The 26,808-nt window shown below is 68.7% G+C and carries 26 protein-coding genes; 15 read left to right on the top strand and 11 right to left on the bottom strand.

Annotated elements, in window-relative coordinates:
- Positions 1 to 61: 61 nt before the first annotated feature.
- Positions 62 to 2,923, bottom strand: coding sequence for a TonB-dependent receptor plug domain-containing protein (locus P7A99_RS16240; protein WP_277794817.1), 2,862 nt, complete (start codon positions 2,921 to 2,923; stop codon positions 62 to 64).
- A 477-nt stretch (positions 2,924 to 3,400) separates the two neighbouring features.
- Between P7A99_RS16240 and P7A99_RS16245 the strand changes: the two genes are divergently transcribed.
- Positions 3,401 to 3,928 carry a hypothetical protein gene (locus tag P7A99_RS16245; RefSeq protein WP_277794818.1) on the top strand — a complete coding sequence of 176 codons (528 nt, stop codon included), beginning with the start codon at positions 3,401 to 3,403 and terminating at the stop codon, positions 3,926 to 3,928.
- 99 nt (positions 3,929 to 4,027) lie between these two features.
- A complete protein-coding gene (locus P7A99_RS16250) occupies positions 4,028 to 4,438 on the top strand; it encodes a TIGR01244 family sulfur transferase (RefSeq protein ID WP_277794819.1) in 411 nt (136 codons plus the stop codon).
- An 8-nt stretch (positions 4,439 to 4,446) separates the two neighbouring features.
- On the opposite strand, the gene P7A99_RS16255 is transcribed toward P7A99_RS16250, so the two are convergent.
- Positions 4,447 to 4,599, bottom strand: a complete 153-nt coding sequence (locus P7A99_RS16255) for a hypothetical protein (RefSeq protein ID WP_101715219.1) — start codon at positions 4,597 to 4,599, stop codon at positions 4,447 to 4,449.
- A 66-nt stretch (positions 4,600 to 4,665) separates the two neighbouring features.
- On the opposite strand from P7A99_RS16255, the gene P7A99_RS16260 reads away from it, so the two are divergent.
- The gene (locus P7A99_RS16260) at positions 4,666 to 5,562 is read left to right on the top strand and encodes an MBL fold metallo-hydrolase (protein ID WP_277794820.1); all 897 of its coding nucleotides are present in this window, start codon (positions 4,666 to 4,668) and stop codon (positions 5,560 to 5,562) included.
- Between the two features lie 170 nt (positions 5,563 to 5,732).
- Here P7A99_RS16260 and P7A99_RS16265 read toward each other — a convergent pair whose 3' ends face one another.
- Positions 5,733 to 7,784: a TonB-dependent siderophore receptor gene (locus P7A99_RS16265; protein ID WP_277794821.1), complete on the bottom strand. Its 2,052-nt coding sequence runs from the start codon at positions 7,782 to 7,784 to the stop codon at positions 5,733 to 5,735.
- Between the two features lie 19 nt (positions 7,785 to 7,803).
- On the opposite strand from P7A99_RS16265, the gene P7A99_RS16270 reads away from it, so the two are divergent.
- From P7A99_RS16270 to P7A99_RS16290, 5 genes are all read left to right on the top strand, one after another.
- Positions 7,804 to 9,021 carry a DUF1624 domain-containing protein gene (locus P7A99_RS16270; protein WP_277794822.1) on the top strand — a complete coding sequence of 406 codons (1,218 nt, stop codon included), beginning with the start codon at positions 7,804 to 7,806 and terminating at the stop codon, positions 9,019 to 9,021.
- A gap of 85 nt (positions 9,022 to 9,106) precedes the next feature.
- Entirely contained in the window at positions 9,107 to 9,580 is a 474-nt protein-coding gene (locus P7A99_RS16275) for a GatB/YqeY domain-containing protein (RefSeq protein WP_277794823.1), read from the top strand.
- Between the two features lie 175 nt (positions 9,581 to 9,755).
- Entirely contained in the window at positions 9,756 to 9,962 is a 207-nt protein-coding gene (locus tag P7A99_RS16280) for a hypothetical protein (RefSeq protein ID WP_277794824.1), read from the top strand.
- A 114-nt stretch (positions 9,963 to 10,076) separates the two neighbouring features.
- Positions 10,077 to 11,273, top strand: a complete 1,197-nt coding sequence (locus P7A99_RS16285) for a GAF domain-containing sensor histidine kinase (protein WP_277794825.1) — start codon at positions 10,077 to 10,079, stop codon at positions 11,271 to 11,273.
- A 105-nt stretch (positions 11,274 to 11,378) separates the two neighbouring features.
- Positions 11,379 to 11,855 carry a hypothetical protein gene (locus P7A99_RS16290; RefSeq protein WP_277794826.1) on the top strand — a complete coding sequence of 159 codons (477 nt, stop codon included), beginning with the start codon at positions 11,379 to 11,381 and terminating at the stop codon, positions 11,853 to 11,855.
- A gap of 210 nt (positions 11,856 to 12,065) precedes the next feature.
- On the opposite strand, the gene P7A99_RS16295 is transcribed toward P7A99_RS16290, so the two are convergent.
- On the bottom strand, positions 12,066 to 13,550 hold the full coding sequence (locus P7A99_RS16295; protein WP_277794827.1) for an FAD-dependent oxidoreductase: 1,485 nt from the start codon (positions 13,548 to 13,550) through the stop codon (positions 12,066 to 12,068).
- A 92-nt stretch (positions 13,551 to 13,642) separates the two neighbouring features.
- Positions 13,643 to 16,522, bottom strand: a complete 2,880-nt coding sequence (locus P7A99_RS16300) for a long-chain-fatty-acid--CoA ligase (RefSeq protein WP_277794828.1) — start codon at positions 16,520 to 16,522, stop codon at positions 13,643 to 13,645.
- 260 nt (positions 16,523 to 16,782) lie between these two features.
- Here P7A99_RS16300 and P7A99_RS16305 point away from each other — a divergent pair, with 260 nt between their 5' ends.
- Positions 16,783 to 18,537 (top strand): response regulator, encoded by a 1,755-nt coding sequence (locus tag P7A99_RS16305; RefSeq protein ID WP_277794829.1) that lies wholly within the window; start codon positions 16,783 to 16,785, stop codon positions 18,535 to 18,537.
- Between the two features lie 154 nt (positions 18,538 to 18,691).
- Here the strand turns inward: P7A99_RS16305 and P7A99_RS16310 are convergent, their stop codons facing one another.
- Positions 18,692 to 20,191 carry an AAA family ATPase gene (locus tag P7A99_RS16310; protein ID WP_277794830.1) on the bottom strand — a complete coding sequence of 500 codons (1,500 nt, stop codon included), beginning with the start codon at positions 20,189 to 20,191 and terminating at the stop codon, positions 18,692 to 18,694.
- Positions 20,192 to 20,339: 148 nt separating this feature from the next.
- Between P7A99_RS16310 and P7A99_RS16315 the strand changes: the two genes are divergently transcribed.
- Together P7A99_RS16315 and P7A99_RS16320 are read left to right on the top strand one after the other, a co-directional pair.
- The gene (locus P7A99_RS16315) at positions 20,340 to 20,960 is read left to right on the top strand and encodes a TetR/AcrR family transcriptional regulator (RefSeq protein ID WP_277794831.1); all 621 of its coding nucleotides are present in this window, start codon (positions 20,340 to 20,342) and stop codon (positions 20,958 to 20,960) included.
- 106 nt (positions 20,961 to 21,066) lie between these two features.
- Entirely contained in the window at positions 21,067 to 21,555 is a 489-nt protein-coding gene (locus P7A99_RS16320; RefSeq protein ID WP_277794832.1) for a hypothetical protein, read from the top strand.
- A 5-nt stretch (positions 21,556 to 21,560) separates the two neighbouring features.
- Here the strand turns inward: P7A99_RS16320 and pdxH are convergent, their stop codons facing one another.
- Positions 21,561 to 22,229: a pyridoxamine 5'-phosphate oxidase gene (gene pdxH / locus P7A99_RS16325; protein WP_277794833.1), complete on the bottom strand. Its 669-nt coding sequence runs from the start codon at positions 22,227 to 22,229 to the stop codon at positions 21,561 to 21,563.
- 74 nt (positions 22,230 to 22,303) lie between these two features.
- Here pdxH and P7A99_RS16330 point away from each other — a divergent pair, with 74 nt between their 5' ends.
- The gene (locus P7A99_RS16330) at positions 22,304 to 22,642 is read left to right on the top strand and encodes a hypothetical protein (RefSeq protein WP_277794834.1); all 339 of its coding nucleotides are present in this window, start codon (positions 22,304 to 22,306) and stop codon (positions 22,640 to 22,642) included.
- Positions 22,643 to 22,690: 48 nt separating this feature from the next.
- Positions 22,691 to 23,398 (top strand): DnaJ C-terminal domain-containing protein, encoded by a 708-nt coding sequence (locus P7A99_RS16335; RefSeq protein ID WP_277794835.1) that lies wholly within the window; start codon positions 22,691 to 22,693, stop codon positions 23,396 to 23,398.
- Positions 23,399 to 23,414: 16 nt separating this feature from the next.
- Here the strand turns inward: P7A99_RS16335 and P7A99_RS16340 are convergent, their stop codons facing one another.
- The 4 genes from P7A99_RS16340 to P7A99_RS16355 are packed head-to-tail and all read right to left on the bottom strand — an operon-like array spanning position 23,415 to position 25,583.
- The gene (locus P7A99_RS16340; protein ID WP_277794836.1) at positions 23,415 to 23,888 is read right to left on the bottom strand and encodes a hypothetical protein; all 474 of its coding nucleotides are present in this window, start codon (positions 23,886 to 23,888) and stop codon (positions 23,415 to 23,417) included.
- Positions 23,888 to 24,703, bottom strand: a complete 816-nt coding sequence (locus P7A99_RS16345) for a TIGR02587 family membrane protein (protein ID WP_277794837.1) — start codon at positions 24,701 to 24,703, stop codon at positions 23,888 to 23,890. Before P7A99_RS16345 ends, P7A99_RS16340 begins: the two co-directional genes overlap by 1 nt.
- A gap of 55 nt (positions 24,704 to 24,758) precedes the next feature.
- Complete coding sequence (locus tag P7A99_RS16350) at positions 24,759 to 25,229, bottom strand: hypothetical protein (RefSeq protein WP_277794838.1); 471 nt, start codon at positions 25,227 to 25,229, stop codon at positions 24,759 to 24,761.
- Positions 25,230 to 25,583, bottom strand: a complete 354-nt coding sequence (locus tag P7A99_RS16355; protein ID WP_277794839.1) for a DUF6152 family protein — start codon at positions 25,581 to 25,583, stop codon at positions 25,230 to 25,232.
- 165 nt (positions 25,584 to 25,748) lie between these two features.
- Here P7A99_RS16355 and P7A99_RS16360 point away from each other — a divergent pair, with 165 nt between their 5' ends.
- Positions 25,749 to 26,165 (top strand): organic hydroperoxide resistance protein, encoded by a 417-nt coding sequence (locus P7A99_RS16360; protein ID WP_277794840.1) that lies wholly within the window; start codon positions 25,749 to 25,751, stop codon positions 26,163 to 26,165.
- Positions 26,162 to 26,611, top strand: a complete 450-nt coding sequence (locus P7A99_RS16365) for a MarR family winged helix-turn-helix transcriptional regulator (protein WP_277794841.1) — start codon at positions 26,162 to 26,164, stop codon at positions 26,609 to 26,611. Before P7A99_RS16360 ends, P7A99_RS16365 begins: the two co-directional genes overlap by 4 nt.
- The last annotated feature ends 197 nt before the right edge of the window (positions 26,612 to 26,808 follow it).

Raw genomic sequence — 26,808 nt, forward strand, 5'->3', positions numbered from 1 at the left:
CCGCCGTGATCGTTTTCGCTCCCGGCGATCCGAGGACCGCCGGGATTGAAGATCGCTTCGACTAGAAGCGGGTCTTCAGAGCGAGGTAGTAGCGGCGGCCGAGCACGTCGTAGGTCGACGGATCGGTGTTGGCCTGGATGTTCGACGAGAAGATCGGCGGCTGCTTGTCGCCGACGTTGTACACGCCAGCGCGCACCTCGACCTTATCGCTCACCTTCCACGCGCCGTTCAGATCGAAGTAGTTGAACGACTTGATCTTTTCGTCAGCATCGGCGGCATCGACCATGGAGTCGATGAAGCGCCAGCGGACACCGATCTCTGCCGGGCCGATCGAGTAGGTGGCCGAGGTCATGACCTTCCACTCGGGCTTGGCAACGGCGACGGCGCTGACCGAGGTGTTGCCGATCGTGCCCTTCAGCTTGTCGATGGGCTCGCCCGGCAGGCTCTGGACGTCGAACTTGTCGAGGTAGTTACCCACGACGTTGAACGACAGCGAACCATAGTCGTCGCTCAGGCCGATCGCGCCGAGGCCGAAGCCCCAGTCGATCTGGAAGTCGACGCCCGAGGTTTCGTAGGTGGCCAGGTTCAGGTTGGTGAGCGTGAGGGTCTGGATCTCACCCGTGGCGCTGCTGCGATTGAAGAGGCCGCAGTAGAAGGACGAACTGGCGCCGCCATCATAGCACTTGGTGAGGGCCAGGCCGGCGTCGATGGTGCCGATCGCGTCCTTGATCTTAATCGAGTAGTAGTCGACCGAGGCCGACAGACGCTCGAACAGCGGGTTGTCGAAGCGCGGGGTCCAGACCACGCCAACCGAGTAGGTGTCGGCGGTTTCTTCCGTCAGGTCCGGGTTGCCGCCGATCAGCGAGTTAACCTGGGTGCTGTTGTACTCGTAGGTGTCGATGATCGCCTGCGGAATGCCTTGCGCCAGGCAGAGCGTACGAACAGCAGCGGCATTGCCGCCGGCGCGCGCCTCGCTGCGGTGGTCACACGGATCTTCGATGATCTGCGGGAAACCCTGAGCCTGCGGCGAGTAGAGTTCGCCGATGCTCGGGGCGCGAACGCCGCGCGAGTAGCCGCCGCGGAAGCGGACGCCGTCGACAACTTCCCAGTCGCCGTCGATCTTGTAGGCCGAGACCGAACCGACGGTGTTGTAGTCGGAGAAGCGATAGCCGCCCGTGACGTTCAGCGCCTTGATGAAGGGCAGGTCCTTCAGGACCGGCACCAGCACTTCGCCGTAGAAGTCGTAGACGTCGGCCGAGGCCACCATCGGGTCATTGGCGTTGAAGCCGATGACGTCGCCGGTCGAGAGCAGCGAGTCCGGAACATAGGTGTACTTGTCCGAACGGTAGCTGGTGCCCGCGGCGGCGCGCACTTCACCGGCCGGCAGATCGAACAGACCGCCCTGGAAGTTCAGTTCGACGGCGCGTTGCTCGTAGCCGGTGAAGTTCTTGGTCACGCGACCGATGTAGGAGGCGCATTCGGCCGACAGTTCTTGCAGGCCGAAGGGGTTGTAGCCGCCATCGCAGATGCCGACGCCGCCATCGGCCGCGTCGAGCAGCGAAACGACAGCCGCACGGCTGACGTTGCCGCGCTGGATTTCGTTCTGCTCGGACTTGCCGTACGAACCGAAGACGTCCCAGGTCCAGTCGCGGAAGCCGGTCTGGCCGCGCAGGCCCGTGCTCAGCTGGAACACGTTGAACGTGGTTTCAGAGATACGCGGACCAAGGTCCGTGAAGCGCTTGCGGAACAGGAAGTCGGCCGTCGGATCCGGACGGCTGGCCAGCAGGGTCGCCAGATCGGTCGGAATGAACGGGTTGTTGTAGTTGACCGAGAAGCCGGTCGCCGCGGCCGCCGGCGACGGGGCCAGGATGGTGCGCGAATCGTAGTGCGTGAAGTTGAACGAGCCGTAGGCTTCGACGGTCTCGGTGATGTCGTAGTTCATCGCGCCGAACGCCGAGTAGCGGGTCAGCGGCAGTTGCAGCAGGTTCAGCGGACCGGTGTTGTAGTTGCCGGTCGTCGGGATGGTCGAATAGTCGATGGCGGTCGAGCCGCGGTAGTTCGTGCCGTTCAAGAACAACGTGCCGTCGTTGTTGAAGCCGAGGTTGGCATTACGGGCGATGGTGTTGATCGGCGCGCCGTATTGAGCGAACACGGCGTTCATGGCGGCTTGCGTCGGCAGGTTGGTGCCGGTCGAGTCGTAACGGCCGTACGGCGTGGTCGGCGAAGCGCCCGACACCGACGAGAACTCACGGGCGGCGTTCAGGATTTCGCCGCGCTGCGAGTAGCTCAGCGACATGACCGCGTGGCCCTTGTCGTCGGCGAAGTTCGAACCGCCGGTGACGCTGATCGAGCTTTCCTCGCCGTCCTTGGCGTCGGTGATGCCGTACTGGGCGTCGACCTGCAGGCCCGAGAAGCGGTTGTTGAGCTTGAAGTTGACCACGCCGGCCATGGCGTCAGAGCCGTAGGTCGCCGAGGCGCCGCCGGTGATCACTTCGATGTTCTGGATGATCGCGCTGGGGATCAGGTTGACGTCGACCGTACCGTCCGAGTTCGACGGAACGATGCGGTGACCGTCCATCAGGACCAGGGTGCGGTTCGAGCCCAGACCACGCAGCTGGATGTTGGCCTGACCGCCGTTCGACGGGTTGTTCGAGGTGCCCGAGACGCCCGGCACGAACTGCGGCATCTGGTTCAGCAGGGTGTCGACGGTCACCGAGCCGCTCTTGGCCAGTTGCTCCTGGCCGACCGAGACGATCGGGCTGTTCGACACGTAGTCCGGACGCGCGATGCGCGAACCGGTGACGACGACGGCTTCGATTTCGGTGCTGTCGCTTTCCGGCGCGGTTTGAGCAACCGCGGCGCCGGCCGAAGCCATGGCCAGACCACCGATGATCGTCGTCGCAAGCAGGCGCTTACGCGTCATCTGAATATTCAAGATGGAATCCCTCCGAGAATGGACGGCGGACGGGCGATTTCGCCACCGCGTGTCCACATCACAATCCCAGGCTGTCCAAGGCCCGGTTGGCGGGGACGTTAGGTGCGGCCGATCAACGCGGTCAATTCCGAGTTTCCCGGAGATATCGCGAAGTCTCACCCCTGTCGCAAAATCAACACACAATGACCCCGTAAGGGGCAGGTTCATGCGCTCGTTGTGCCGTTTCCGACATCAAGCTTGACCATTGATATCGGAAAAATCCAGATATCAGCAAAATATGACCACGTTCGCGTAACGTTGTTATCGAATATTCTTTCAAGTCAGCAACATATCCACCGCATTTTTTGCCCACGCGAGACACATTGCCGCCCCAATCCGGACACAATCAGGGAGTGTGTCGCTGCCGACCGGGCCACAGCCAGTTCCCGCCTCGCGGGAAAGCCCTTGAAAAGACAGGAAATCCCGATGTCGCGCTTTGGACTGCCGCTCGCCCTGGCGCTGATCGTTGCGGCGACCGCGCAGCACGCTCAGGCCGAGACCGCGCCGACCCAGGCCGCCTCGTCGAAGGCTGCGCTGGATCGGCTGGCGGCCTGCCGCGCGCAGACGGATTCGGCGGCGCGCCTGGCCTGTTATGACGAGACCGTCGCGGGCCTGCTGAACGCCGAGAAGGCTGGCGACCTGATCGTGGTCGACAAGGAAACCGTGACCAAGGCGCAACGGGAATCGTTCGGCCTGAACCTGCCCAGCTTCTCGTTCGGCCAGAAGAAGGAAGCCGCCATCGCCATGGTCGAATCGACCATTCGCGAGGCGCGCAAGACGCCCGACGGCTGGCGGTTCGTGCTGGAGGACGGCGCGCGCTGGGAGCAGGTCGACAGCGAGACCCTGCCCCTTCCCCCGCGCGTCGGCGCCAAGGTGACCATCCGGCGGGCCGCGCTGGGCAGCTACATGCTGACGGTGAACGGGCGCGCCATCCGGGTGGAGCGCGTCAACTAGGCGCGCCTCGGACAGGACGAAGGACGGGGCTTGCCCTCGTCGCGCGGGCCGCGCATCTGAAGAGTCCTATAAGAGGTCCTTCAAGAGAGCCCGACGCCGATGACCGATTTTCGCCGCGTGACCGACAGCCTGTCGGTCAGCCCCCAGATCAGCACGCAGGACGTGGCCCGGGCCAAGGCCGAGGGCTTCTCGCTGATCGTCAACAACCGGCCCGACGGCGAGGACCCCAGCCAGCCGACCAGCGCCGAGATCGAGGCAGCGGCCAAGGCCGCGGGTCTTTCCTATCTGCACGTGCCGGTGCGCGGCGGGCCGACCCAGGAACAGGTGGACGCGGTGCGCGAGGCGGTCGAGGCCGCCGACGGCCCGGTCCTGGCCTTCTGCCGCTCGGGCACCCGCTCGATCGTCACCTGGTCGATCGGCCAGGCCCTGTCGGGCGCGGCCGATCGCGAGACGCTGGTGAAGCAGGGCTATGAGGCCGGCTACGACCTCTCAGGCGTCCTGCCGCACTAGACCCCGGATCAGTAGCCGCCCAGCGTTCCGACGCGGGCGGCCATCGGGCTGGGCTCGGGTTCGCAAGAGGCCAGCACGAACTGCGCCGCAATGAGACACAGGATGGCGAAGGCCGCGCGCTGGAGCCGTTTTGAGACAAAAATCGCCGTGTCCGCCGCCATGATCCGTACTCCGCAGGGTTTACGGTTCGTTAAGCGCAAGACCGGCGCCGCTCTGGATGGGTCGCGATGATCCCCTTCGTCCGCGAGATCGAGTTCGAGTACGGCCGCTGCGACCAGGTCTCGCCGCTGATCCGGCGGGTGATCGCCGACAATCCCGGCCCGTTCACCTACACCGGCACGGGAACCTACATCGTCGGCCGCGGGACCGTGGCGGTGATCGATCCCGGCCCCGACATTCCCGCCCACCTGGACGCCCTGCTGGCGGCGATCGAGGGCGAGACCGTCAGCCACATCCTGGTGACCCACCACCACGCCGACCACTCTCCCCTCGCCGGTCCGCTGGCGCAGAGGACGGGCGCGCAGATCTGGGGCCGGCCCGCGCCGGCCGTGGCGGTGTCAGAAGAGACCGGCGTGCAGCTGGACGCCGAGGACGACGGCCAGTTCCGGCCCGACATCGTGATCGCCGACGGCGACGTCTTCGCAGGTCCCGGCTGGACGCTGCAGGCGATCACCACGCCGGGCCACACCTCCAACCACGTCTGCTTTGCGCTGAAGGAAGAGAACGCCCTCTTCAGCGGAGACCACGTCATGGGCTGGTCGACGACCGTGATCACCCCGCCCGACGGCGACATGGGCGACTATTTCGAAAGCCTGGCCAAGATCCAGGCCCGGGGTTTCGACACGCTGTGGCCCACCCACGGCTCGCCGGTGCGTGATGTCGCGCCGTTCCTGGCCGCCTATGTCGACCACCGCCGGGCGCGGGAAGCGCAGGTCTTGGCCGCGCTGGAGGGCGGCCCGGCGCGGATCAAGGTAATGGTGCCTGTGCTCTACGCGGCGGTGGACCCGCGCCTGCACCCGGCGGCGGCCCTATCGATGCTGGCGCATCTGGTGCTGCTGGTGCGGGAAGGCAGGGTGGTTTGCGACGGGGCGCCGGGGCTGGACAGCGAGTATCGACTGGCCTGAGGCGCCACACCCCTCACCCGCCATCTTTTACTTGCTTCCCTCGCCCCCGTGGCGAGGGCCCATGCCGGCGGCTGCTCAGACCTTTGCCGATCGAGAAAGGCCTGAGCGGCGGAACCATGGGTCCTGGGCACAAGGCCCAGGAAAGCAAAGAAGGTAGGGTCGAGCCGTGTCTACAGCCGCGCCTTGACGCTGGCCCGCAGCGTCCGCGGCGCGCCGGGGAAGATCCAGACCGGGCTGTAGGAGCTCTGGGCGTAGTGCTCGTCGAAGAGGTTGTCGACCTCGAGACGGACGTCGATCTTCGGCGTCACGGCGTACTCGACCGCCGCCTTGGCCTTCCAGTAGGACGGCAGGATCAGGCCCGAGCCGTCCAGGGCGCCTGCCCGGTCGCCCATGTAGCTGGCGCCCACCGTCAGCGACCACCGATCGAAGGTCCCGACCGCGAAGGCGCCGCCCGAATGCTCGGGCACGTTCAGCACCGCGTCGCTGGCGAAGGCGGTGTCGTCGGCCTTGGCGTCGGTCCAGGCGTAGTTGACCACCACCCGCCAGGCGGCGCTGACCTCGAGCGAGCCGTCGAACTCGACGCCGCGGCTGGTCAGCTGGCCGACGGGGGCCAGGAAGCTGGCGTCGACGGGGTCGTTGGCCAGGATGTTCTGCTTCTCGATGTCGAATAAGGCCACCGCAAGGTCGACACCCGGCCAGCGGCCCGAGAGGCCCAGCTCCCAGCCCTCGCCCTTCTCGGGCGCGAAACCCTGGCCGGTCCGGCCGGTGCCCGAGTTCAGCAGGAACGAGCGGCCGAAGCTGGCGTGGGCGGTCAAGGCGTCGGTGAGCTGGTAGCGGGCGCCCAGGCGATAGTCGACGGGCGAGCCCTCGCCGCGCCCGACCGCGCCGGTCCGGTTGTTGCGGACAGTCTGGCGATAGTCGTCGACCCGCACGCCCGCCAGCAGGCTGAGCCGCTCGGAGACCTGCCACAGGTCCTGGGCGTAGAGGGTGGTGACCCGCCGGGTCTCGCGGTTGTCGGTGAAGGGCAGGAGCGGCAGGGCCTGGCCGCCATAGACCGGGGCGTCGATCGAGATGGCGTGCGGCGCGTCGGCGGTCGGGTTCCGGCGCAACAGGAACTCGCTGTAGTCGAGGGTGTAGCCCTTCACCCCGACATTGAGGTGGTGCGCGCCCAGGCGGCCGTCGAGCTCGATGCGGCCCGAGACGTCCTCCACCGCATAGTCGCGCTCGCGCCGCTGGCGCCACAGCTGGCGGCCGACCAGGCGAGACTGGTCGCTGGAGAAGCCGTGCATGTCGCCGGTGCGGTAAGCGAAACCGGCCGTCAGCCGCCAGTCGGGCGACAGCTCGTACTCGCCGGTCAGTTGGTGGCGCTCGTTGCGGAAGCGGGTGGTGCCGTCGCCCGGCTCGCCGAAGAAGCGCGAGCGCGGGATGGCCAGGGCGTCGCCGTTCACCGCCGGTACGCCGCGGTCGAAGGGCGCGTCGAAGACGGTGAACTCGCCCACATAGGTCAGGCGCAGGGCGTCGGTCGGCCGCCAGGTCAGCGACGGAGCGATGGCGCGGCGGTGCAGGTCGACATGATCGCGCCAGCCGTCGCTGCGCTCGTCGGCGATCACCAGACGGGCGGCCAGGGTGTCGGACAGCGGGCCGGTGAAGTCCAGCTCGCCCCGGCGAAGACCGAACGAGCCGACGGTGGCGGCGACGTGCCCCCCACGCACGAACTGCGGGGTCTTGGAGACGATATTGACGCGGCCGGCCGGATCGATGTCGCCGAACAGGGCGCCGGCCGGGCCTTTCAGGATCTCGACGCGCTCGGCCGTGGCCGGGTCGCGCGGCGGCGCGAGGCCCCGGTTGGCCAGGAAGCCGTCGACATAATACTCGGCCCCGCCGTCGGGCGTGCCCAGGAAGCCGCGGATGGCGAAGTTGTCGAGGAAGCCGCCGCGGTTGTTCTGCTGGGAGACGCCGCTGGTCAGCTCCAGCGCGTCGGCCAGGCGCCCGGCCCCGACGGCGTCGAGCAGGTCACGCTCGACCGAGCGGCTGGACGGCGAGGTGGCCTGGGTGATCTCGCCCGCGCCCAGGGTGACGTCGCGGGCCGCGCCCCGCCGACCCAGGATGACGATCTCGCCAACGGCGTGGGGCTCCGTCTCGGCCGCCGGGACGGCTTCCGGCGGCTCGGCGGCGGACAGGGCCAGCAGGCACGCGCTGACGCAGCTCCACGACAGGGGCAAGAGGGCGACTCCGTTTGTAATGTTATTTCATATCAGCTATGCCGCTCGGGTGATGCTGTCAACCAACGCCGTTTCTACCGCCCTACCCCCGCCCTCCGCGGGCCGGATCGCCGCCATCGACGCCCTGCGGGGCCTGGTCATGCTGCTGATGATGGTCGACCACGTGCGGGAGTTCTTCTTCATCCACGCCCAGGTTTCCGACCCGATGGACGTGGAGGCGACGGCCCCCTCCCTGTTCTTCACCCGGCTGGCGGCGCACCTGTGCGCCCCGGTGTTCGTGGCGCTGACGGGCCTTGCCGCCTGGCTGTACGGCCGCAAGGCCGGCGGGAACGCTCCGCGCGCCATCGCCCGCGCCGCCTCGGGCTTCCTGTTCAAGCGGGGCCTCTTCCTGGTGTTCCTGGAGTTGACCTTCGTCAGCTTCGCCTGGAGCTTCGACCTGACGCCGAAGACCTATTACCTGCAGGTGATCTGGGCGATCGGCCTGTCGATGATCGCGCTTTCGGCCCTGGTCCGCCTGCCGCGCGCGGCGCTGGTCGCCGTGGGCCTCGTGATCGTGCTGGGCCACAACCTGCTGGACCCGATCAGCATCGCGCAGGGCCAGCCGGGACACGCGATCTGGGCGATCCTGCACGACCGTGGCTTCATCGACCTGCCCTGGGGCGCGCGGGCCCGCACCTCGTACCCGCTGCTGCCGTGGATCGGCGTGGCGGCCCTGGGCTTCGGCGTCGGCCCGTGGTTCGTGGGGGCCTGGCGCGACCGGCGCAATCGCCTGCTGCTGACCGGCTTCGGAGCGCTGGCGCTGCTGGTGATCCTGCGCACCCTGAACGGCTATGGCGAGACGCCCTGGGTCGTCGGCTCCAGCCCGATCCGCACCGTGATGAGCTGGCTGAACGTCACCAAGTACCCGCCGTCGGCCGACTTCCTGCTGCTGACGCTGGGCCTGGGCGCCCTGCTGCTGGCGGGGCTGGAGAAGGCGCCGGCGCGGCTGGTGTCATGGCTGGCGGTGCTGGGCGGCGCGCCGCTGTTCTTCTACCTGATCCACCTCTACGCCCTGCACCTGCTGCAGCTCCTCGCCGTCGCCGTGCTGGGCCCTAACCAGGGCGAGCTGTGGAGCCTGCCGGGCGTGGCCTCGATCTGGTTGCTGGCCGCCCTGGTCGCGGTTCCCTGCTGGTACGCCTGCCGCTGGTTTGGCCCGGTGAAACGGGCCAGCCGCCAGCCGTGGATGAAGTATCTGTAGCGGCGGGCGCGACGCGCTCTTGAAAGTACTGCGGTCATCATGACCTACAGCGCTATCGAAGAGCGTGAACCGAAAGGACGACAACATGGCTTTGCTCGACGAGCTGAAGGCTGACCAACTGGCCGCGCGCAAGCAGAACGATCGTCTGAAGGCCGACGTGCTCACCACCCTGATCGGCGAAGCCACGCAGATCACGACCGAGGAATTCAAGCGCGGCGTGACCGAGGTCACTGACGAGAAGGTCGTCGCGACCGTCGCCAAGTTCGCCAAGAACACCAAGCAGACGCTGGAAAACCTGGCGACCGAGCGCGCACGCCTGGCCCAGGCCGGCGGCGATACGTCGAAGGTGGACGAGCGGACCAAGGCGGCCGAGACCGAACTCGCGATCCTGTCCTCTTACGGCCCCAAGCAGATGTCGGAAGCGGAACTGCGCGAGGCCATCGACGACTTCCGGGCCAAGAACCCCGACGCCAATGTCGGCTCGATCATGGCCCACCTGAAGACCAGCTTCGGCGGCCAGTACGACGGCAAGACGGCCAGCGCGCTGGCCAGGGGCTGATTGCGAGCAGCTGCGCGGTCTCCAGGCGGGACCGCGCAGCGACGCTGCGGACATCAGGCGACGCGCCGTGCTTGGACACTTTGTCCACGACACCCGCACGAATAAAGTTGGTAGACCGCCCTCCGTTAGCGAGACGCTGCGAATTAGCTTTCAGCGCCCCCGACGGAGTAATGCTGTGGATTGGGCGAACTGGTTTCCTATCGTTTTCTTCCCGCTCAAGATCCTGGTGCTCGGGATCGGCATGTTCTTCTCGATCAAGTGGCATCACGACCAGGACAAGAAGAAGAAGGCGCTGGAGCAGGAACGCGCGGCCAACGCCGCGATGGCAGTGAACGCGCCTCAGCCCGCAAGCGTGGACGCGGCGCCGGCCGGCGGGCAGTAATCCGTTCGGTCCGTCGAGACGGCGATGGTCCGATACTCGACACAGGCCGCCACCCTTGCTGAAATGGGCGCTGGCGCTCTCCTCCCGCGCCGAGTTCGAGCGGCGTAAGACTTCATGTTCACCAGCGACGAGACCGCGCGCCTGGCGGCCCTGCATGAGTACGGCCTGGTCGACACCCCGCCCGAGGCGGCGTTCGACCGGATCACCGCCCTGGCCGCCGAACTCTTCGACACGCCGATCGCCGCCGTCACCCTGATCGACGCCGACCGCCAGTGGATCAAGTCCATCGTCGGGCTGGAGCCGGGCGGCACGCCGCGCGAGGACGCCTTCTGCCACTATACCATCGAATCCGACGAGGTGCTGGAGGTGCTCGACCCGGAGGGCGACGACCGCTTCCGCGACAATCCGTTCGTCACCGACGACCCCAATATCCGCTTCTACGCCGGCGCGCCGCTGCGGCTGAACAGCGGCCATCGGCTGGGGGCGCTGTGCGTCATCGACCAGCGGCCGCGCCCGCCGCTGACCGCCGAGGAGAAACGGCGGCTGAAGGCCCTGGCCCAGATCGTGGTCACCGAAATGGACCTGCGGCTGCTCAACGCCCGCAACGAGCTACTGACCCGCCGGGCGCAGGCCGCCACCGAGGCCAAGAGCGAGTTTCTGGCCAACATGACCCACGAGCTGCGCACGCCGCTGACCAGCGTGATCGGCTTCAACGGCCTCTTGGCCGCCTCGCCCAACCTGCCCGACCGCGAGCGGATGCTGGCGGGCAAGGCCAAGTCGGCCGGCGAAAAGCTGCTGACCATCGTCAACGACGTGCTGGACCTGGCGCGGCTGGAAGCCGGGGTGGTCAGCGAGACCGATGAGCCCATCGACGTGGCCGAGGTGGCGCGCTCGGTCGTCGAGCTGTTCGCCGAGCGGGCGCTGGCCAAGGAAATCGCGCTGAACGCCGAGATCGCCGGCGCCCTGCCGACAGTGCGCGGCGACGCCTCGCGCCTGCGCCAGATCCTGGTCAACCTGCTGGGCAACGCCCTGAAGTTCACCGAGCTGGGTCAGATCGGCCTGGTCATCGCCACGCGCGACGGCCAGCTCGTGATGACCGTCACCGACACCGGGGTCGGTATCCCCGCCGACCAGCTGGAACGGATCTTCGAACGCTTCGAGCAGGCGCCGGGCGCGGCCAGCCTCTTCGGCGGCACGGGCCTCGGCCTGGCGATCTCCCGCCGGCTGGCGCGGCAGATGGGCGGCGAGATCACGGTAAACAGCCGGGTCGGCGAAGGCTCGACGTTCACGGTGACCCTGCCGGGCTGCTGACCCGAAATGGGGAACTCTCAACTTTACATCGAGCGACAATCGCCGTTCGTTGCCTGAGGGGGCGTCGGCGATGGCCGGCGGCTCGATTGTCGAGGGAGAGCGGCCTTGCTGATGAACGGAACCCGGATCGCGATCAGCGCGACCGAAACGAAGGCTATCGAAGACCTCCAAGTCGGCGACATGGTCTGGGCGGCGGGACTGAGCCGGGACTGGAAAGCCGCCCCAATTCAGTTCTCCAGCGGGACGGGGCCCGGTGCGGTGTCCAGGGCCATCCTCTGCAAGGTCGAGGACGGCCGTGAACTGGCCTGCGCCATGAATCAGAGAGTTCTCACGACGCGGGGCCTCCTGGCCATCGACAGGATTACCCCGGGTGACAAGCTGGTCCAGGCCGATGGCCAGACCGCACAGGTCGTCGCCTTGACCTCGCAGAAGCTCAAGCAGGGAGAACACGCGATCGCCACCTCGTTCAGGCCGACCACGGACCCGGAAGGACACTTGATCGTCGCCCAGGGCTTCATTATCGCCGACTACACGCTCAACCTGGGCCTTTCGTCGGCACACCTGGAGGCGCCGCTCGTCTAGGGAGCATACCAATTGCGTGGATGCTTTTTACGCGTCATCCCGGCCGAAGGGCCGCGTAGCGGGCCGTAGAGCCGGGACCCAGGGGCCACCTGCAGTGCGCCGGCCCCTGGGTCCCGGATAAGCCCTGCGGGCTTTCCGGGATGACGAGAAGAAGGCGGTTGGATCCGATACGCTGCTCAATTGAGCCAGCTCACTGCGCCGGAAGGACCGCTACGGCGCCCCCACCCTGCCCCGCAGATGCTCGGCCAGGCGGATCGACAGGGCGATGATCGTGAAGGTCGGGTTGGAGATGCCGGTCGAAGGAAACACCGACGAGCCGGCGACATAGAGGTTGTCGAGGCCGTGCACCTTAAGGTCGGCGTCGACCACCCCGTCCTGCGGGTCGGCCGACATGCGAGTGGTGCCGATGTGGTGGCCGTTGACGGTCAGGCCTGCTTTCACGGTGCTCCAGGGCTGGCAGTAGAAATCGCCGCCCAGCTCCTCGACCGCGGCTTTGAACAGCCCCGTCGTCTGGGTGTAGGTGGCCTCGTCGCGATCGCTGAGCAGCCAGGTGATGTGGGTCTGGCGCTGGCCGAACACCGGGTCGACCGTGTCGGCCAGGGTGATCCGGCTGTCGGGATTGGGGGCCATCTCGAAATAGTACTGGCCGTAGTCGGCCCAGAACCAGCAGCTGCCGACGCCCAGGCGCTTCTGCTCGTCGGCCTTGGGCGAGAACCGTCCCGAGACGTGCACCCCGTTGGCGTCCTGCCATGGCACGGGGCGGTTGCCGCTGAGGGTCTTGCCGGCCATCAGCCGGTTCTGGGCGTCGGTAAGATAGGCCCCGCCGGCGCTGAGCACCGGCCCGTTCGACAGCGGGTGGCACATGAAGTAGCGGCCGACCTGGTCGTGATCGTTGCCGACGTTCGACAGCAGCAGCTGGCGGGCGTTCTCGACGGCGCCGCAGGCCAGCACGACGATATCGGCCTCGATGGTGAACCCGGTGGCCTTCTTCGGCGGGCTGCCCCCGTCCATGCTGGCGACCTTGAGGCTGCGTACGCGGCCCTGCTGCTGGTCGATCCCCAGCAGGGTGGCGTTGACGATCACGTCGACGTCGCTGTCGGCGATGGTCACGCCGTCGAAGGCGCGCAGGGCGAAGTTCCGATAGGGCTTGCCCAGGTACTGGTAGATCGTGGTGTCGAAGCCGGTGAGCTCCGGAACCTCGGCGCCGAGGATCCCGGCCCAGGTCTCGGGGCTGAAATCGTCGCCGTGCAGCACGCACAGCCGGGCGGCCTCGGCATAGTAGGGATCAAGCTCGGCGCGGTCGATCGGCCAGCCGGGAAAGCCGGGGCGAGCCTCGAAGTCGATCGGGTCCAGCGGCCGCGACTGCCCGCCCCAGTGGGCCGACGTGCCGCCGAACATCCGCTCGCGCTCCCAGGGGCCGTAATCCTGGGTGTCCTTGTTGGGGCGGATCAGGAAATCGGGCTCGGATTCGGCGAACTGACCATCGGCCTTGCCGGCGTAGAGCAGGGTCTTGTCGTCCCAGGTCGGGTCGAGCGCGCCGCCAGGGCTGTTGGGACCACCCTCGATCAGCGTGACCTTCACCCCGGCCTTCTGGAGTTCCCAGGCGGCGGTGATCCCGGCGGGGCCGGAACCGACGATGCAGACCTGAGTGGTGATCACCGCGCCGTCGGCGATGTCCTTGCCATTGCGGAGCATGAGAGCCTCCCCCGTTCGCTCTCATGCAACTTGCCGCGCCGGACGCCTGAAGGTTGTATAAAATCACACACCCGGATGGGTGGATTTTAAATCTATCCCTGGATGGCCTTGAGCACACCGGTGACGCGGCCGCAGTTACGACCCAGATCGCCGCCCTCCTCGCGGGCGATCGAGCGGACGTCGACCCGGGCGCCGCCAGCGTCAGGGCGGATACGGACCACCACGTCGTCGCGCAAGCCGTACCAGAAGCTGGCGCCGGTCGCTTCCAGACGGCCCTCGCCGGGATCGTCGGTGACCAGCTTTAGACCCTTGGCCTGGAGGCCGACCTTGGCCGCCTCGTAGGCATCGGCGGGCGAGCGGGTCAGCACCAGTGTGCGGGCCGCCGGACAGGTCTCGGCGTTGACCTCGGCCACGCGGCGGCCGGCGAACAGCTCCGAGCCGACCGGCAGGCTGGGCTCGTCGAGCACCGGGGCGGCGGCCTCGCCGCGCTGGGCCAGGACGTTGTCGGAAAAACCCAGCGGGGCCTTCCAGTCGGTGGCCACGTCGCCCACCGGCGCGGCGCGGGCGCTCGTGCCCGTGGCCAGGAAGAAGACGCCCAGGGTGGCCACCGTGATCGCCAGGGCCAGCAGAGCCCGGTGCCAGTGGCGCTGGATGCCGCCGATCATGGCCACAACCACGCCCAGCAGGCCGGTCAGCAGGCTGAACCAGGCGACCAGCGGCGCCAGGTCTCGGGTCAGGAAGTCATAGGCCAGCGTCTTGTCGAGCAGGCCGGACTTGGCGCCCAGGGCGCCGACCACGACCATCACCGCCGGGGCCAGGGCGATGACCACCGCGCCGGTCAGGATCGGCGCGGCCCAGCCGCCCTTGCCGTCCGACGAGGCCTTGGCCTTGCGCGACCTGGAGGCGCTCAGCGGCATGGCCAGCGGCGCCTCCTCGGCGACGAACACCGGCGGGGCGTCGAAGGCCTCTTCGGGCGTGGCCGCCAGGGGCCTGGCCTGCGGCTCGACCAGGGGCTCGTGGGGAAACACGTCCTCGGGCGAGACCGGTTCGGCGATCGCGGCCTGAACGACCGGGGCCGGCTCGGGATCAGGCAGCGCGGCGGCCAGGGCCTCGACACTGACGGGTTCGGCGGCGGCCTCGGTGGCGGTTTGCGCGGCGACCACTTCCGGCTCATGGACCGGCTCGACGGGGGCCTCGGCCGCCGGAGCCTCCCCGTCTTCGACCACGTCCTCCGGCGCCTCGACCGGCTCGGGGGCGTACAGCACGGCGGCCTGGGCGCCGTCGGCGGCGGCCAGGGTGGCAGACCCAGCGGCGGCCGAACCGAGCGTCGGCAGGACGTAGTCCTTCATGCGCTGGCGGATCAGCTTCTTGTCGATCTTGCCGGTGGCGCCCAGCGGGATCTCGTCGACGAACACCACGTCGTCGGGCATCCACCACTTGGCGATCTTGCCCTGCAGGAAGTCGATGAACTCTTCCTTGGTGGCGGTCTCGCCCTCCTTCAGCTTGACCAGCAGGATCGGACGCTCGTCCCACTTGGGATGGGCCACGCCGATCACGGCGGCCAGGGCGGCCTTGGGATGGCCGACGGCGATGTTCTCGATCTCGATCGTGCTGATCCACTCGCCGCCGGACTTCACGACGTCCTTGGCGCGGTCGGTGATCTGCATGAAGCCCATCTCGTCGATGGTCGCCACGTCGCCGGTGTCGAAGAAGCCTTCCTCGTCGAGGATCTTGCCGCCGGCGCCCCGGAAGTATTCGGCGGCGATGATCGGCCCGCGGATCTTCAGGTGGCCGAAGGCCTTGCCGTCGTGCGGCAGTGGCTTGCCGTCGTCGTCGGTCAGCTTCAGCTCGACGCCCATCGGCGGACGGCCCTGCTTGAGGCGGTAGGGGATCTGCTCGTCGTAGGACAGCTTTTCCAGCTGGTCGGTCATGGTCGACAGCGTGCCGACCGGCGAGGTCTCGGTCATGCCCCAGGCGTGAACCACCTCGACGCCGTACTTGTCGTGGAAGGCGCGGATGATGCTTTCGGGGCAGGCCGCGCCGCCGATGACCACCTTCTTCAGGGTGGTGATCTTCGAGTTCGTGCTCTCCAGGTGCTGCAGCAGCATCTGCCAGACGGTGGGCACGGCGGCCGAGAAGGTGACGCCCTCGGTCTCGAGCAGTTCGTGGATCGCCGCGCCGTCCATCCTGGCGCCCGGCATGACGATCTTGGCGCCGGTGGCCGGGGCCGAGAACGCCACGCCCCAGGCGTTGGCGTGGAACATCGGCACCACCGGCAGGATCACGTCGCGCTGCGACAGGCCCATCACGTCGGGCTGCATGGTGATGAAGGTGTGCAGGAAGTTCGAGCGGTGCGAGTACATCACCCCCTTGGGGTCGCCCGTCGTGCCCGAGGTGTAGCAGAGGCCCGCGGCCGTGCCCTCGTCGAACCCGCCCCAGACGCAGTCGGCCGACTGCTCGGCGACCAGGTCCTCGTAGCAGAGCAGGCCCTTGAAGTGCGGGGCGTCGCCGGCGAGGTGGAAGTCCTTGGGCATGTGGTCACGGTCGGTGAAGACCACCACGTGCTCGACATTAGGCAGGCGGGGAATGATCCCCGCGATGATCGGCAGGAAGGTTAGGTCGGTGAAGATCACGCGGTCGCCGCCGTGGTCGGCGATCCAGGCGATCTGCTCGGGGAACAGGCGCGGGTTCAGGGTGTGGCACACTGCGCCGATGCCCATGATCCCGTACCAGGTCTCGATGTGGCGGGCGGTGTTCCAGGCCAGGGTGCCGACCCGGTCGCCCGGCTTGATCCCCAGCGCCAGAAGGAGATTGGAGACGCGCTTGGCCCGATTATGGATCTCGGCGTAGGTCGTGCGGACGATGGGGCCCTCGACCGATCGGGTGACCACTTCGCGACCGCCGTGCCACTGGGCGGCGTGATCGATGATCTTGTCGAGCGTCAGAGCGCCGTGCTGCATCAAACCTTGCATCGAAACCGCTCTCCCGCGTCCTGCTTATCGTTGTTCAGGAGAGGCTAGCGGCGCCTGCCCCGCGGCGCAACGCATGGCGCGCCCCAGGCGAGCAGGGGCGCAGGCCCACTTTGCGCGCACCTGCACGGAGGCGTAGAGTAGCAAGGCTTCCACACGGCCGCGCTGATCGGCCGCATGGCCCGTTCACTCCCAGAACGCCGTTTTGCGGTTAGCTTCAGCACGGCCTGGTTCGCTCCAGGTGCGGGACGGGGTGCGCGGCCATGCAATGGCTCGATGCTCTAGGCGCCGACGAACGGCTTGACGAGGTGGCGAACGACACGCGCCGCCTGACGGTGTCGCGTCTGGTCTCCGCCGCCCTGGTGGCCATGGTCGTCGGGATCGCTCTGGGTCCAGCCATGGCCGCCGGCTGGTTCGGCGCCCTGGCGGCGGGGGAAGCCCTGGCCTCTCTGGTCATCCGCCGGTTCACCGGGCCCGTGACCAATCGCGACCGGGCCCTCTTCGTACTGGCCTCGATCCCGATCAACGTGGTGTGGTCGTGGCTGGCCGTCGCGCTGTGGATGTTCCCCGACCAGGACCTGCGGCTGGCGGCATTGGGCGTGTGCGCGGGCCAGATCATCTTCACCCAGAACTTCCGCCACCAGCCGATCAGCCTGCTGGCGATCACCACGGCCCCGCCGCTGCTGTGCCTGGCGGCCTTCCCGTTTCTGACCATCGCGCCCCACGGCATGGGTTCGCTGACCAACCGCTGGGCGATCCTGATGCTGGTGGCGACCACCATCAACGCCATGCTGCTGAACCGCGCCGCAGCCCGCAAGATGGACGAGCTGACACGCGGGCTGCGGCAGGAGAAGGAACGCGCCCTGGCCGCCTCGCGCGTGAAGTCGGTGTTCGTGGCGACCATGAGCCATGAGATGCGCACCCCGATGAACGGCCTGCTGGGCCTGGCCCACGCCCTGAAGGCCACGAACCTGGACGAGCGCCAGCGCGACTATGTCGAGCTGATGATCCATTCGGGCGACAGCCTGATGCAGTTGCTCAACGACGTGCTCGACATCGCCCGCCTGGACGCCGGCGACGCCGAACTGACGCCCTGCGATTTCGACCTGCACGACCTGGTCCACGCCGTGGCCGACACCTGGCGCGACATGGCCATGGTCCGGGGACTGTCGGTGGACGTGCGTATCGACGCCTCGGCGCCAGAGCGCCTGCACGCCGACCCGGCCCGTATCCGCCAGGTGCTGAGCGGCTTGCTGTCAAACGCGCTGAAGTTCACCCGCGTGGGCGGCGTGACCATCGAGGTCTCAGGCCAGGGCGCCGCGCCCGACGGGGTTGAGACTGTGGCGATCCGCATCACCGACACCGGTCCGGGCATCGACCCGGCGTTCGCCGAGCGAATCTTCGAAAGCTTCACCCAGGCCGATGAAAGCGTGTCGCGCGCCTATGGCGGCATGGGGCTGGGCCTGACCATCGCCCGCGCCCTGGCCCGCCGGATGGGCGGCGACCTCAGCCTGGAGCCGGCCGAGCGCGGCGCGCGCTTCCTGCTGTTACTGCGCGCGCCCCGGCCCGAGGTCCCGGCCCTGCCCGTCCCGACGACGCCCGACGTCCAGGACGACGGCGCTGTGCCGCGCGTGCTGATGGCCGAGGACAATCCGATGAACCAGATGGTCGTGCGGCTGATGCTCGAGGCCGCCGGCGTCGACCTGACGGTGGTCGAGGACGGCAGCCAGGCGCTGGACGCGCTGAAGGCATCGCACTTCGACTGCGTGCTGATGGACATCAACATGCCGGTGATGGACGGGGTGACCGCCCTGTCCGAGATCCGGTCGGGCGCGGCCGGCGCGGCCGACATGCCGGTGATCGCGCTGACGGCATCGGCCATGGCGGGCGACCGCGAGCGGTTCCTGAAGCTGGGCTTCGACGAGCACCTGGGCAAGCCGGTAAAGCCCCTGGACCTGATCGCGGCCATCGCCATGGCGGTGGACCGGAGCCCCCCGCCGGCGGCGGCGGTGGGGTAGATTTCGAGACCCTCTCCCTGAAGGGGGAGGTGTCGGCGAAGCCGACGGAGGGGGATGTGACTTCCCACCTCATCAGCACCTTCAAGTTCAGGAGGGACTTCCCCCTCTGGCCCTTCGGGCCACCTCCCCCTTCAGGGGGAGGATCTTGGGTTTGTCACCCCATCTGCTCGGCCAGCGCCCTCGCCTCGTCCTCGAAGGCGCTGACCGTATCCACCCGGCGCCAATCGATGTCGCCGGTCTCGCGGACGAGCTGGCTTTCCAGCACGGCGACGTCGGCGTCGGAGGCGTCGTTGACGCGGGCGGCGACGCGGGCGCGCAGGACGTCGGCCGGGGCTTCCAGCCAGACGCCCTGGAAGGCGACGTCGAGCTTCCTGGCCAGCGCTTCGGCGCGGGCGCGCTGCTCGGGCTTGATGAAGACGGCGTCGACCACCACCGAGCGGCCGGCTTTCAGCACCAGTTCGGCGTCGCGGAACAGCTCGTCATAGACCTTATCGCTGACCTCGGGGGTGTAGGCCTCCTTGGGCAGGCGCTGCAGCGAGGGCACGTTCCACAGGCGCTTGCGGATCTCGTCGGTGCGCAGGACCACCGCGCCCGGCGCGGCGCCCAGGCCCGGCGCGCAGACGCGGGCGAAGGTCGACTTGCCCGAACCCGACAGGCCGCCGGTGGCCACCAGGCTGACCGGCTTGGGGGCCAGGTGCTCGATGGCCGTGGCCAGATAGGCGCGCGCGGCCTCGTCGTCGCCGGTATAGGCCCAGACGTGGGTGCGCACGGCGGCGCGGACGCTGAGCATCAGCGGCAGGGCGGCAAGGCCCGTCCACAAGCCCTCGCCGAACTTGCGGGCGGCCTCGTCGAGATAGGCGTTCAGCACCCGGCCGGCAGCGTCGCGGCGACGGCGGAAGTCCAGGTCCATCAGCAGGAAGGCCAGGTCGTACTGCACGTCGATGTCCGACAGGGCGTCGTTGAACTCGATGCAGTCGAAGAGGATCGGCTTGCCGTCCTCGATCAGGATGTTCCCCAGGTGCAGGTCGCCGTGGCAGTGGCGGGCGAAGCCTTCGGCGGCGCGGGCGTCGAGCTGCGGGCCCAGGCGCTTGAGGGCCAGGTCCGTTTCCTCGACCAGCCGCTCGACGGCCTGGGCGCCCAGGCGCGGGGCAAGGCCCCGCAGCAGGTTGGCGTTGGAGGCGATGGTGTAGCCCAGCGCCGAGACGCCGCCGCCCTGCGGGCGCAACGCCGCGCCGGCGTGGAACTGGGCGATGGTGCGGCCCAGCGACTCTTCCAGGGCGTCGTCGATGGCCCAGGGCTGCGAGGCCAGCACGGCTTCGCCGTCGAACCGGCGCATCTCCAGCAGGTACTCGACCACCTCGCCGGCCCCGTCGATCTCGATGCCGCCGTCGGCGGCGCGGGTCAGCTGGCGCACGGCGCGATAGATGTCGGGCGCGGCGGCGCGATTGAAGGAAAGCTCGCGTTGCAGCGACCAGCGACGCAATTCCAGGGTCGAATAATCCAAGAAACCGAAGTCGACCGGGCGCTTCACCTTGAAGGCGGACTCGCCCACCAGGAACACCCGAGCGCAGGAGGTCTCGATGGTCTGGTCGGCCTTATCTCCCAGCCAGGCCGCCACTTCCTGTTCGCGCGCCGCTTCCGCGTCCTTGATCACGCCGTCCAACCTTCGTCTTCGCCCGCCCGATCGGCGGCGCCCGGGCGTCCCATAGCGCAAAGTTCGGTGCAAGTCCTCGCGGACGCTTGCGCGATCTACTTACGCGATAGTAGCGTTTAACCATCACAGTCTGATGTTGAGGAATCCCATGCTCATCGGCGCCGGACTGAAGCGGTCCGAGCACAAGAAGGCCGAGATCCTGGCCGCGGCTCGCGACATCTTCCTCAGGGAGGGCTACGCGGACGCCGGCATGGAGGCGGTGGCCCGCGCGGCGGGCGTCTCGACCGCCACCCTGTATGCGTACTTCCCGAGCAAGGCCGAGCTGTTCCGCACCGTCGTGGTCGACAGCGTGCGGACGATGGCCCAGCCGGTACGCGAGAGCGCCAAAGCCGTCGGCGACGCCCGCGCGCGCCTCACCGCCCTCTCGCAGGCCTATGCCGAGTTCTTCGCCACCCCGGCGACGCGGGCGATGTTCCGGATGGTGACGGCCGAGCGGCGGCGGTTCGAGGGGGTGGCCGACCACTTCCTGGGCGCTGCCCGCGAGTCTCTGGGCGGGGCGGCGATCCAGGTGGTCGAGGAGCTGAACGCCTCGGGCGAACTGAAGGTCGACAAGCCGTCCTGGGCGGCGGGCCAGCTGATGGGCATGCTCGACCACGCCACCCTGGTGCTGGGCCTTTCGGCCGGCGACGAGGTGCAGGCCGATCGGCCGGTCAGCCAGATCGCCGAGGACGCGGTGGAGACCTTCCTGGCGCGGTACGGGACGGGGTGATCACGCTCGACGATTAAGGTCGAGCGTGGCGCTTACGCAACTTTTGCGCGTTATGAGTGGTGATAATCTACCGATCGCCGATCATGGCATACCCCGCAGGACGCCCATGCGCCGAACTGTCCTCGCCACCCTGCTCGCCCTCGCCGCCAGCGCTCCAGCCCTCGCCGGCCCGGACGCCGGCCTGTTCAGTCAGCGTGAAACGGGCGGGCCCGACGTCCGCTACGGCGCTGCCATCGCCAGGGGCTACGACGCCCTCGCCGCCGGACGCGAGGGCGAGGCGCTCAAGGCTCTTCGAACCGCCGACAGCCTGCCTCTGCACGAAGCCGCCAACTACGCCCTGCTGCCGCAGATCGCCTGGCTGCAGGCGCGCAGCGGCGACACGAAGGGCGCGGGCGAAACCGCGAGGATGGCCCGCCTGGCCGTGGCGCTGGAAACCGGCGCGGCGCGCTGCGGCGACGCGGGCCTGGAAGCCAGGGGCTACGACGTCGCGACCCGCAAGGCCGCGGCCCTGCGCTACTGCAACGCCTTCGGGGGTCCCAAGACCGACGAGCTCTACCGCCGCAAGCTGGCCGCCGTGGAGGCGGGGCTGCGCTGAGCCGCCTACGGGAACAGCCGCTTGGTGGCCCAGGCGCCGTCGACGCGGTCGTAGACCAGACGCTCGTGCAGGCGGAAGGGCCGGTCGCGCCAGAACTCGATGACCTGCGGCACGATGCGGAAGCCCGACCAATGCGGCGGGCGCGGCACCTTGCCGATGAGGCCGTACTTCAGGCCCGCCTCGGCCACCCGACGCTCCAGCGCCAGGCGGTCGGGCAGCGGCCGCGACTGGTCGCTGGCCCAGGCGCCCAGCTGGCTGTGGCGGGCGCGGCTGGCGAAATAGGCGTCGGCCTCGGCCTGGCTGACGGGCTCGACGATCCCACGCACCCGCACCTGACGACGCAGCGACTTCCAGTGGAACAGCAGCGCGGCCTTGGGATTGGCCGCCAGCTCGACGCCCTTGGCGCTTTCCAGGTTGGTGTAGAAGACGAAGCCGCGGCTATCGACGTCCTTGAGCAGCACCATCCGCGAATCGGGCATGCCGTCGGCGTCGACCGTCGAGACGGTCATGGCGTTGGGATCGTTGGGCTCGGACTTGCCGGCCTCGGCCAGCCACTCGCCGAACAGGTGGATCGGATCGCCCTCCGGCAGCAGCGGCGGCGGGGTGGCGGTGGCCACCTGGGCGACATAGTCGTCTTCGCTGGGCGAGGCGGGGATCAGCGGGGCGTCGGTCATGACCCGGATATAGGCTCGTCCTTCCCCGGGGGCCATGCTTGACCGCTACCTACGCGCCCTTCAGATATCAGCGCATGACCCTCGCCACCCGTGCTCGTCTCGCCTGGCTCCCGCTGCTCCTGCTGCTGGCCTTCCTGGCCTGGAGGGGTATGGAGATCATCCAGGCCCAGCCGCCGGCGACGTTCGGCTTCGGGATCGGCAAGGCGTTCCTCGCCGCCTTTTTTGCGCCCGGCGCCTGGTTCGCCTTCGACTTCGCCTGGCGATGGCGGCGTCGCGCCAGGATCGAGGGCCCCGATACGCACCTTCCCCTCACCTGGCACAGGCGCAGCGGATCCTGGGCGGTCATCGCCATCTTCGGCGGCATGCTGCTCATGTTCGGCGTCTTCGCGCTGATCGCCGCACTTCCGCGCTGAAGAAGTTAACTTAACGCCCCGTTGACCAAGTCGGCGCAGGGTCGCGGCATGACCGCCGCCTCGGCCCCTTCCCTGTCCCTTTCCGCCGCCCGCGCAATCCTGGGCGTCGCGCCCGGCGCCGACGAGCGCGAGCTGCGCGCGGCCTATCGCGAAGCCGCCAAGCGCGCCCACCCGGATCGTCCCGGCGGCGACGCGGCCCTGTTCCGCGACGTGCTGACCGCCTATCGCATGCTGCAAGGCGTCGAGCCGCCGGCCGGGCTGGGCTTCCCCCCGGCCACCGTGGCGACCCAGGCGATGCCCAGCCAGGCGGTGCTCGAGATCGAGCCGGCCTTCGCCTTCACGGGCGGAGCGCTGGAAGCCGAGGTCGCCGGCCGTCGCCTGCGCCTGACCCTGCCCGCGGGCCTTCGCCACGGCGATACGGTTCGCGTCGGCGAGACCCTGCTGATCGTCCGCATCCAGTCCGACCCGGCCGCCATGGTGCGCGGCCACGACCTGTGGCTGACCGTCCGGCTGGACGCCAAGGTGCTGGCCGAGGGCGGGCGCGTGGAGCTGGACACCGTCATCGGCCCGCGCACCGTGTGGATTTCGACCAAGGCCGCCGAGCGGGGCCTGGTGCGGCTGAACGGCCAGGGCCTGCCGGCCCGCGCAGCCCATACGGCCGGCGATCTCTTCCTGCGCCTGGAGCGCCACGGGACCGTGCACGAAAGCGCCGCCCGCTCGCAGCTGAAGCGTTTCGCGGCCGCCTGGGCGGCCTGAGCCTTCTCAAAGGACGTCACGAGGCGTCGGCGAAGCCCTTGGCGCGCAGCACCAGCCTGCCCACGCGCGGATCGTGCTCGAACACCAGCCCGCCGTCGGCTCGCGACTGCTCGGGAATATAGTCCAGCGTAGCCTGCGCGGTCTCAGGCTCGCCCTGCCCGCTCAGCACGCCCTCGATCGCCACCTGGGCGGCGGGGGAGCCGCCGTGATTGATCGCCTCGACCTCGGCGACGAAGCCGTGCGGAGTAGGCGTCACCGCCACCAGCCGCACCTCGATGGACGGAGGAGAGCGTTCGCCCACGAGGGCGTCCCAGCCGACGAAGCCGATGGCGACGAGGGCGCAGAGGAGACCGACGGCGGCCGAAATCCACTCCAGCGGCGGAATGTCGTCCTTGGGCGGGCGCGTGCGGCCTGGGCCCTTGCGCCGGGCGGAAGCCGGCTTGGCGGCGGCCGATTTCGCGGCCGCGCGGGTCCTGGTCGTGGTCGCCATCAGATCACCAGCCGCGCGGTGGCCGCGCCGAGGGCGGCCGGGAAGGCCAGGACGATGGTCATGGTGGCGATCTCGTGCGGAGCGACGCCGTCCGTACGCCCGAAGGTCCAGAGCAGGTAAAGGCTGACGACCAGGGCGACGCCGTAGCCTGGAGCGGTGAAGCCGACGAAGGTGCGCAACGGCCCGCCCGCCTCGCGCCGCCGGCTCTCGCCCGGAAAGCCAAGGCGATAGACGAAGGCGTGCAGCAGCAGCACTGACAACACCATCAGCAGCAGCGCCTGCAACGGACCCATCTGGTAGGCGATCAGGATCATCTCCTCTGTCGGGGCGACGTTGAAGGCCAGGAACAACGCGCCGACGGCCATCAGGAAGATCTCGCCCAGGGTTCCGGCCTCGGACTTCTCACGGTTGGAAGGCGCGCCCTCGCCCAGTTGCTTGCCGGCCACCAGGGCCCCGATGGCGCCGGGCACGGCGCACAGGGCGATCTTGCCGAGATCGGCCTGGGAAAAAAGACCGTGCCGCCCCAGCACCCCGAACGTCGCCAGCAGCGCCGCGGCTAGCAGGAAGCCGACTCCGAAGGCGGCCAGGGCGTCGAGCACCTCGTCCTTGAGCCGGAAGGTCGGCTCGAACCCGGCGTAGTACGAGAGGCCCAGCAGCATGGACAGCGACAGCAACAGGAAGACCAGCAACCGCGACCGCTCCACCGCCATGCCAAGCGACCACATCTCCATGGTCATCAGCAGCGGGAACGAGAACAACAGGGCTCCGCCGAACGCGCGGGCCAGGGCCCGACCATAGGCGGCGTTGGCTTCCAAGGCGGCTCCTCCGGTGAACGCCCCTGCAACGGCCCGGCTTGGGGCGCGGTTCCGCTCAGCCGTAGGCGATCAGGCGACCCAAGGTGCCGACGGCGACCCACAGCACCAGCGAGCCCAAAGCCATGACCCGCGCGGCCGGCGGCGCGGCGAGGTCCCAGGATGACAGCCGCCGGCCCCACAGCAGACGGAAGGCCGCGGCGTTGACCAGGCCTGCGGCGATCAAGGCCAGCTTCCAGCGGAACACGCCGGACATCGCCAGCGTCTTGGCGTCGGCGGCGAACATCACGAGGCCGCTGGGGACCATCAGGACCAGCCCCGCCACGGCCATCGGCGTCAGTGCGCGCGACAGGGCCGCGACCGGCAGCGCGCGGAAGGCGCCGGCCAGCCGCAGGTCCAACAGGCCTATGGCGCCTACCAGCAGCACGAGGCCGGCGAGATGCAGCAGGTTGGCCAGGGGATAGGCGAAGGACGAGCCCCGCGCCCACGCCCCGAACGCGGAGTCGTGCAGCGCCGCGACCAACTCCACCTAGCGCAGCTCGACCGTCTTGCCGTCGACCGTGACGCGCTCGATGCGCATCTCGGCGACACCGTCCTTGCGCGGGTAGCCCTCCAGGGTCACCGCCTTGCCCGAGGTCAGCATCTCGCGTGAGAGCCCGCGCGCCTCCATGCGAGCGACCGGCGCCAGGACCACGTCCCAGACCTTGCCGGCGTGGCGCACCTTGGCCGCTCCGTGCGGATTGCCCCAGGAGACGTCGGTCACCGGCGCGGTGATCTTGATGGCCTTTTCGGCGTCGTAGGAACTCCAGCCGTGATGGGCCAGGGCGGCGGCGGGAACGACGAGCACGACGGCGGCCACCGACAGCGGCATGAGCCTGAACATGGTCTTCACCTCTTCAGCGCCCCGACCCGCCGAGTGGGACACGAAGCCGTCGCCGGGGCAAGCCTGGGCCCGCGCCTCCCCCCTGCGAAAAATCACCGCCCGCCCTTGAATACATATCGCGCACGATTAAATCGTTCTCACTAATTCAATCGCAGGAGCGAACCGATGAGCACTCTCTACCAAACCCGCGCCACGGCCACCGGCGGTCGCGAAGGCACCGTGCGCAGCAACGACGGCCTGCTGGACGTGCGCCTGGCCATGCCCAAGGCCCTGGGCGGCAAGGAAGACGGCACCAATCCCGAGCAGCTGTTCGCGGCCGGCTACGCCGCCTGCTTTCAGAGCGCCATGGCCTTCGTGGCCCGCCAGAAGAGGATCCCGCTGACCGGCTCGACGGTCACCGGCGTCGTCGGCCTGGCCGCGCAGGAAGTCGGCTTCAAGCTGGAAGTGGCGCTGGACGTCGAAACCCAGGGCCTTTCGCAAGAAGAGGCCGAAGCCCTGGTTGCCACGGCGCACCAGGTCTGCCCCTATTCCAACGCCACCCGCGGCAACATCGATGTCGCCCTCAACGTAAAGGCTGCATGACCTCGGACGCCGACATAGCCCTGGACAAAGCGGTCGAGGTCTTGCGCCTCGACCGCCAGCTCTGCTTTGCGCTCTACAGCGCGGCCAACCGGGTCACGCGCCTGTACCGGCCGTTGCTGGACGCCCTGGGCCTGACCTATCCGCAGTACCTGGCCATGCTGGTGCTGTGGGAGCACAGCCCGCGCACCGTCGGCGAGATGGGCCAGGCGCTGGACCTCGAATCCAGCACCCTGACCCCCCTGCTGAAACGGCTGGAGGGCGCGGGCCTCATCGCGCGCAGTCGTGATCCCGACGACGAGCGGCGGGTGATCATCTCGCTGACCGACGCCGGCGACGCCATGCGTGACCAGGCCCTGGGCGTGGCCGAGCAGTTCTTCTGCCGGCTCGACACGCCGATGCCGGAACTGGTGGACCTGCGCGAGCGGCTGAAGCGGCTGGCGGTTTAGCCAACCTCCCCCTTCCCCCTTGATGGGGGAAGGGTCGGGGATGGGGGTGACCTTCTGAGCCGGAGGCCGTGCGCGGCTTCAGCCGCCGTAGCCACCCCCACCCCTGCCCCTCCCCCATCAAGGGGGACCACTGCATTACGCCTTGCAGCGAGCGCTGCTGGACGCAGATCGGTGGTTCTGAGGCCCCCGATAGGAGG

It is taken from the genome of Caulobacter endophyticus (assembly GCF_029543245.1).
GTDB lineage: Bacteria > Pseudomonadota > Alphaproteobacteria > Caulobacterales > Caulobacteraceae > Caulobacter > Caulobacter endophyticus_A.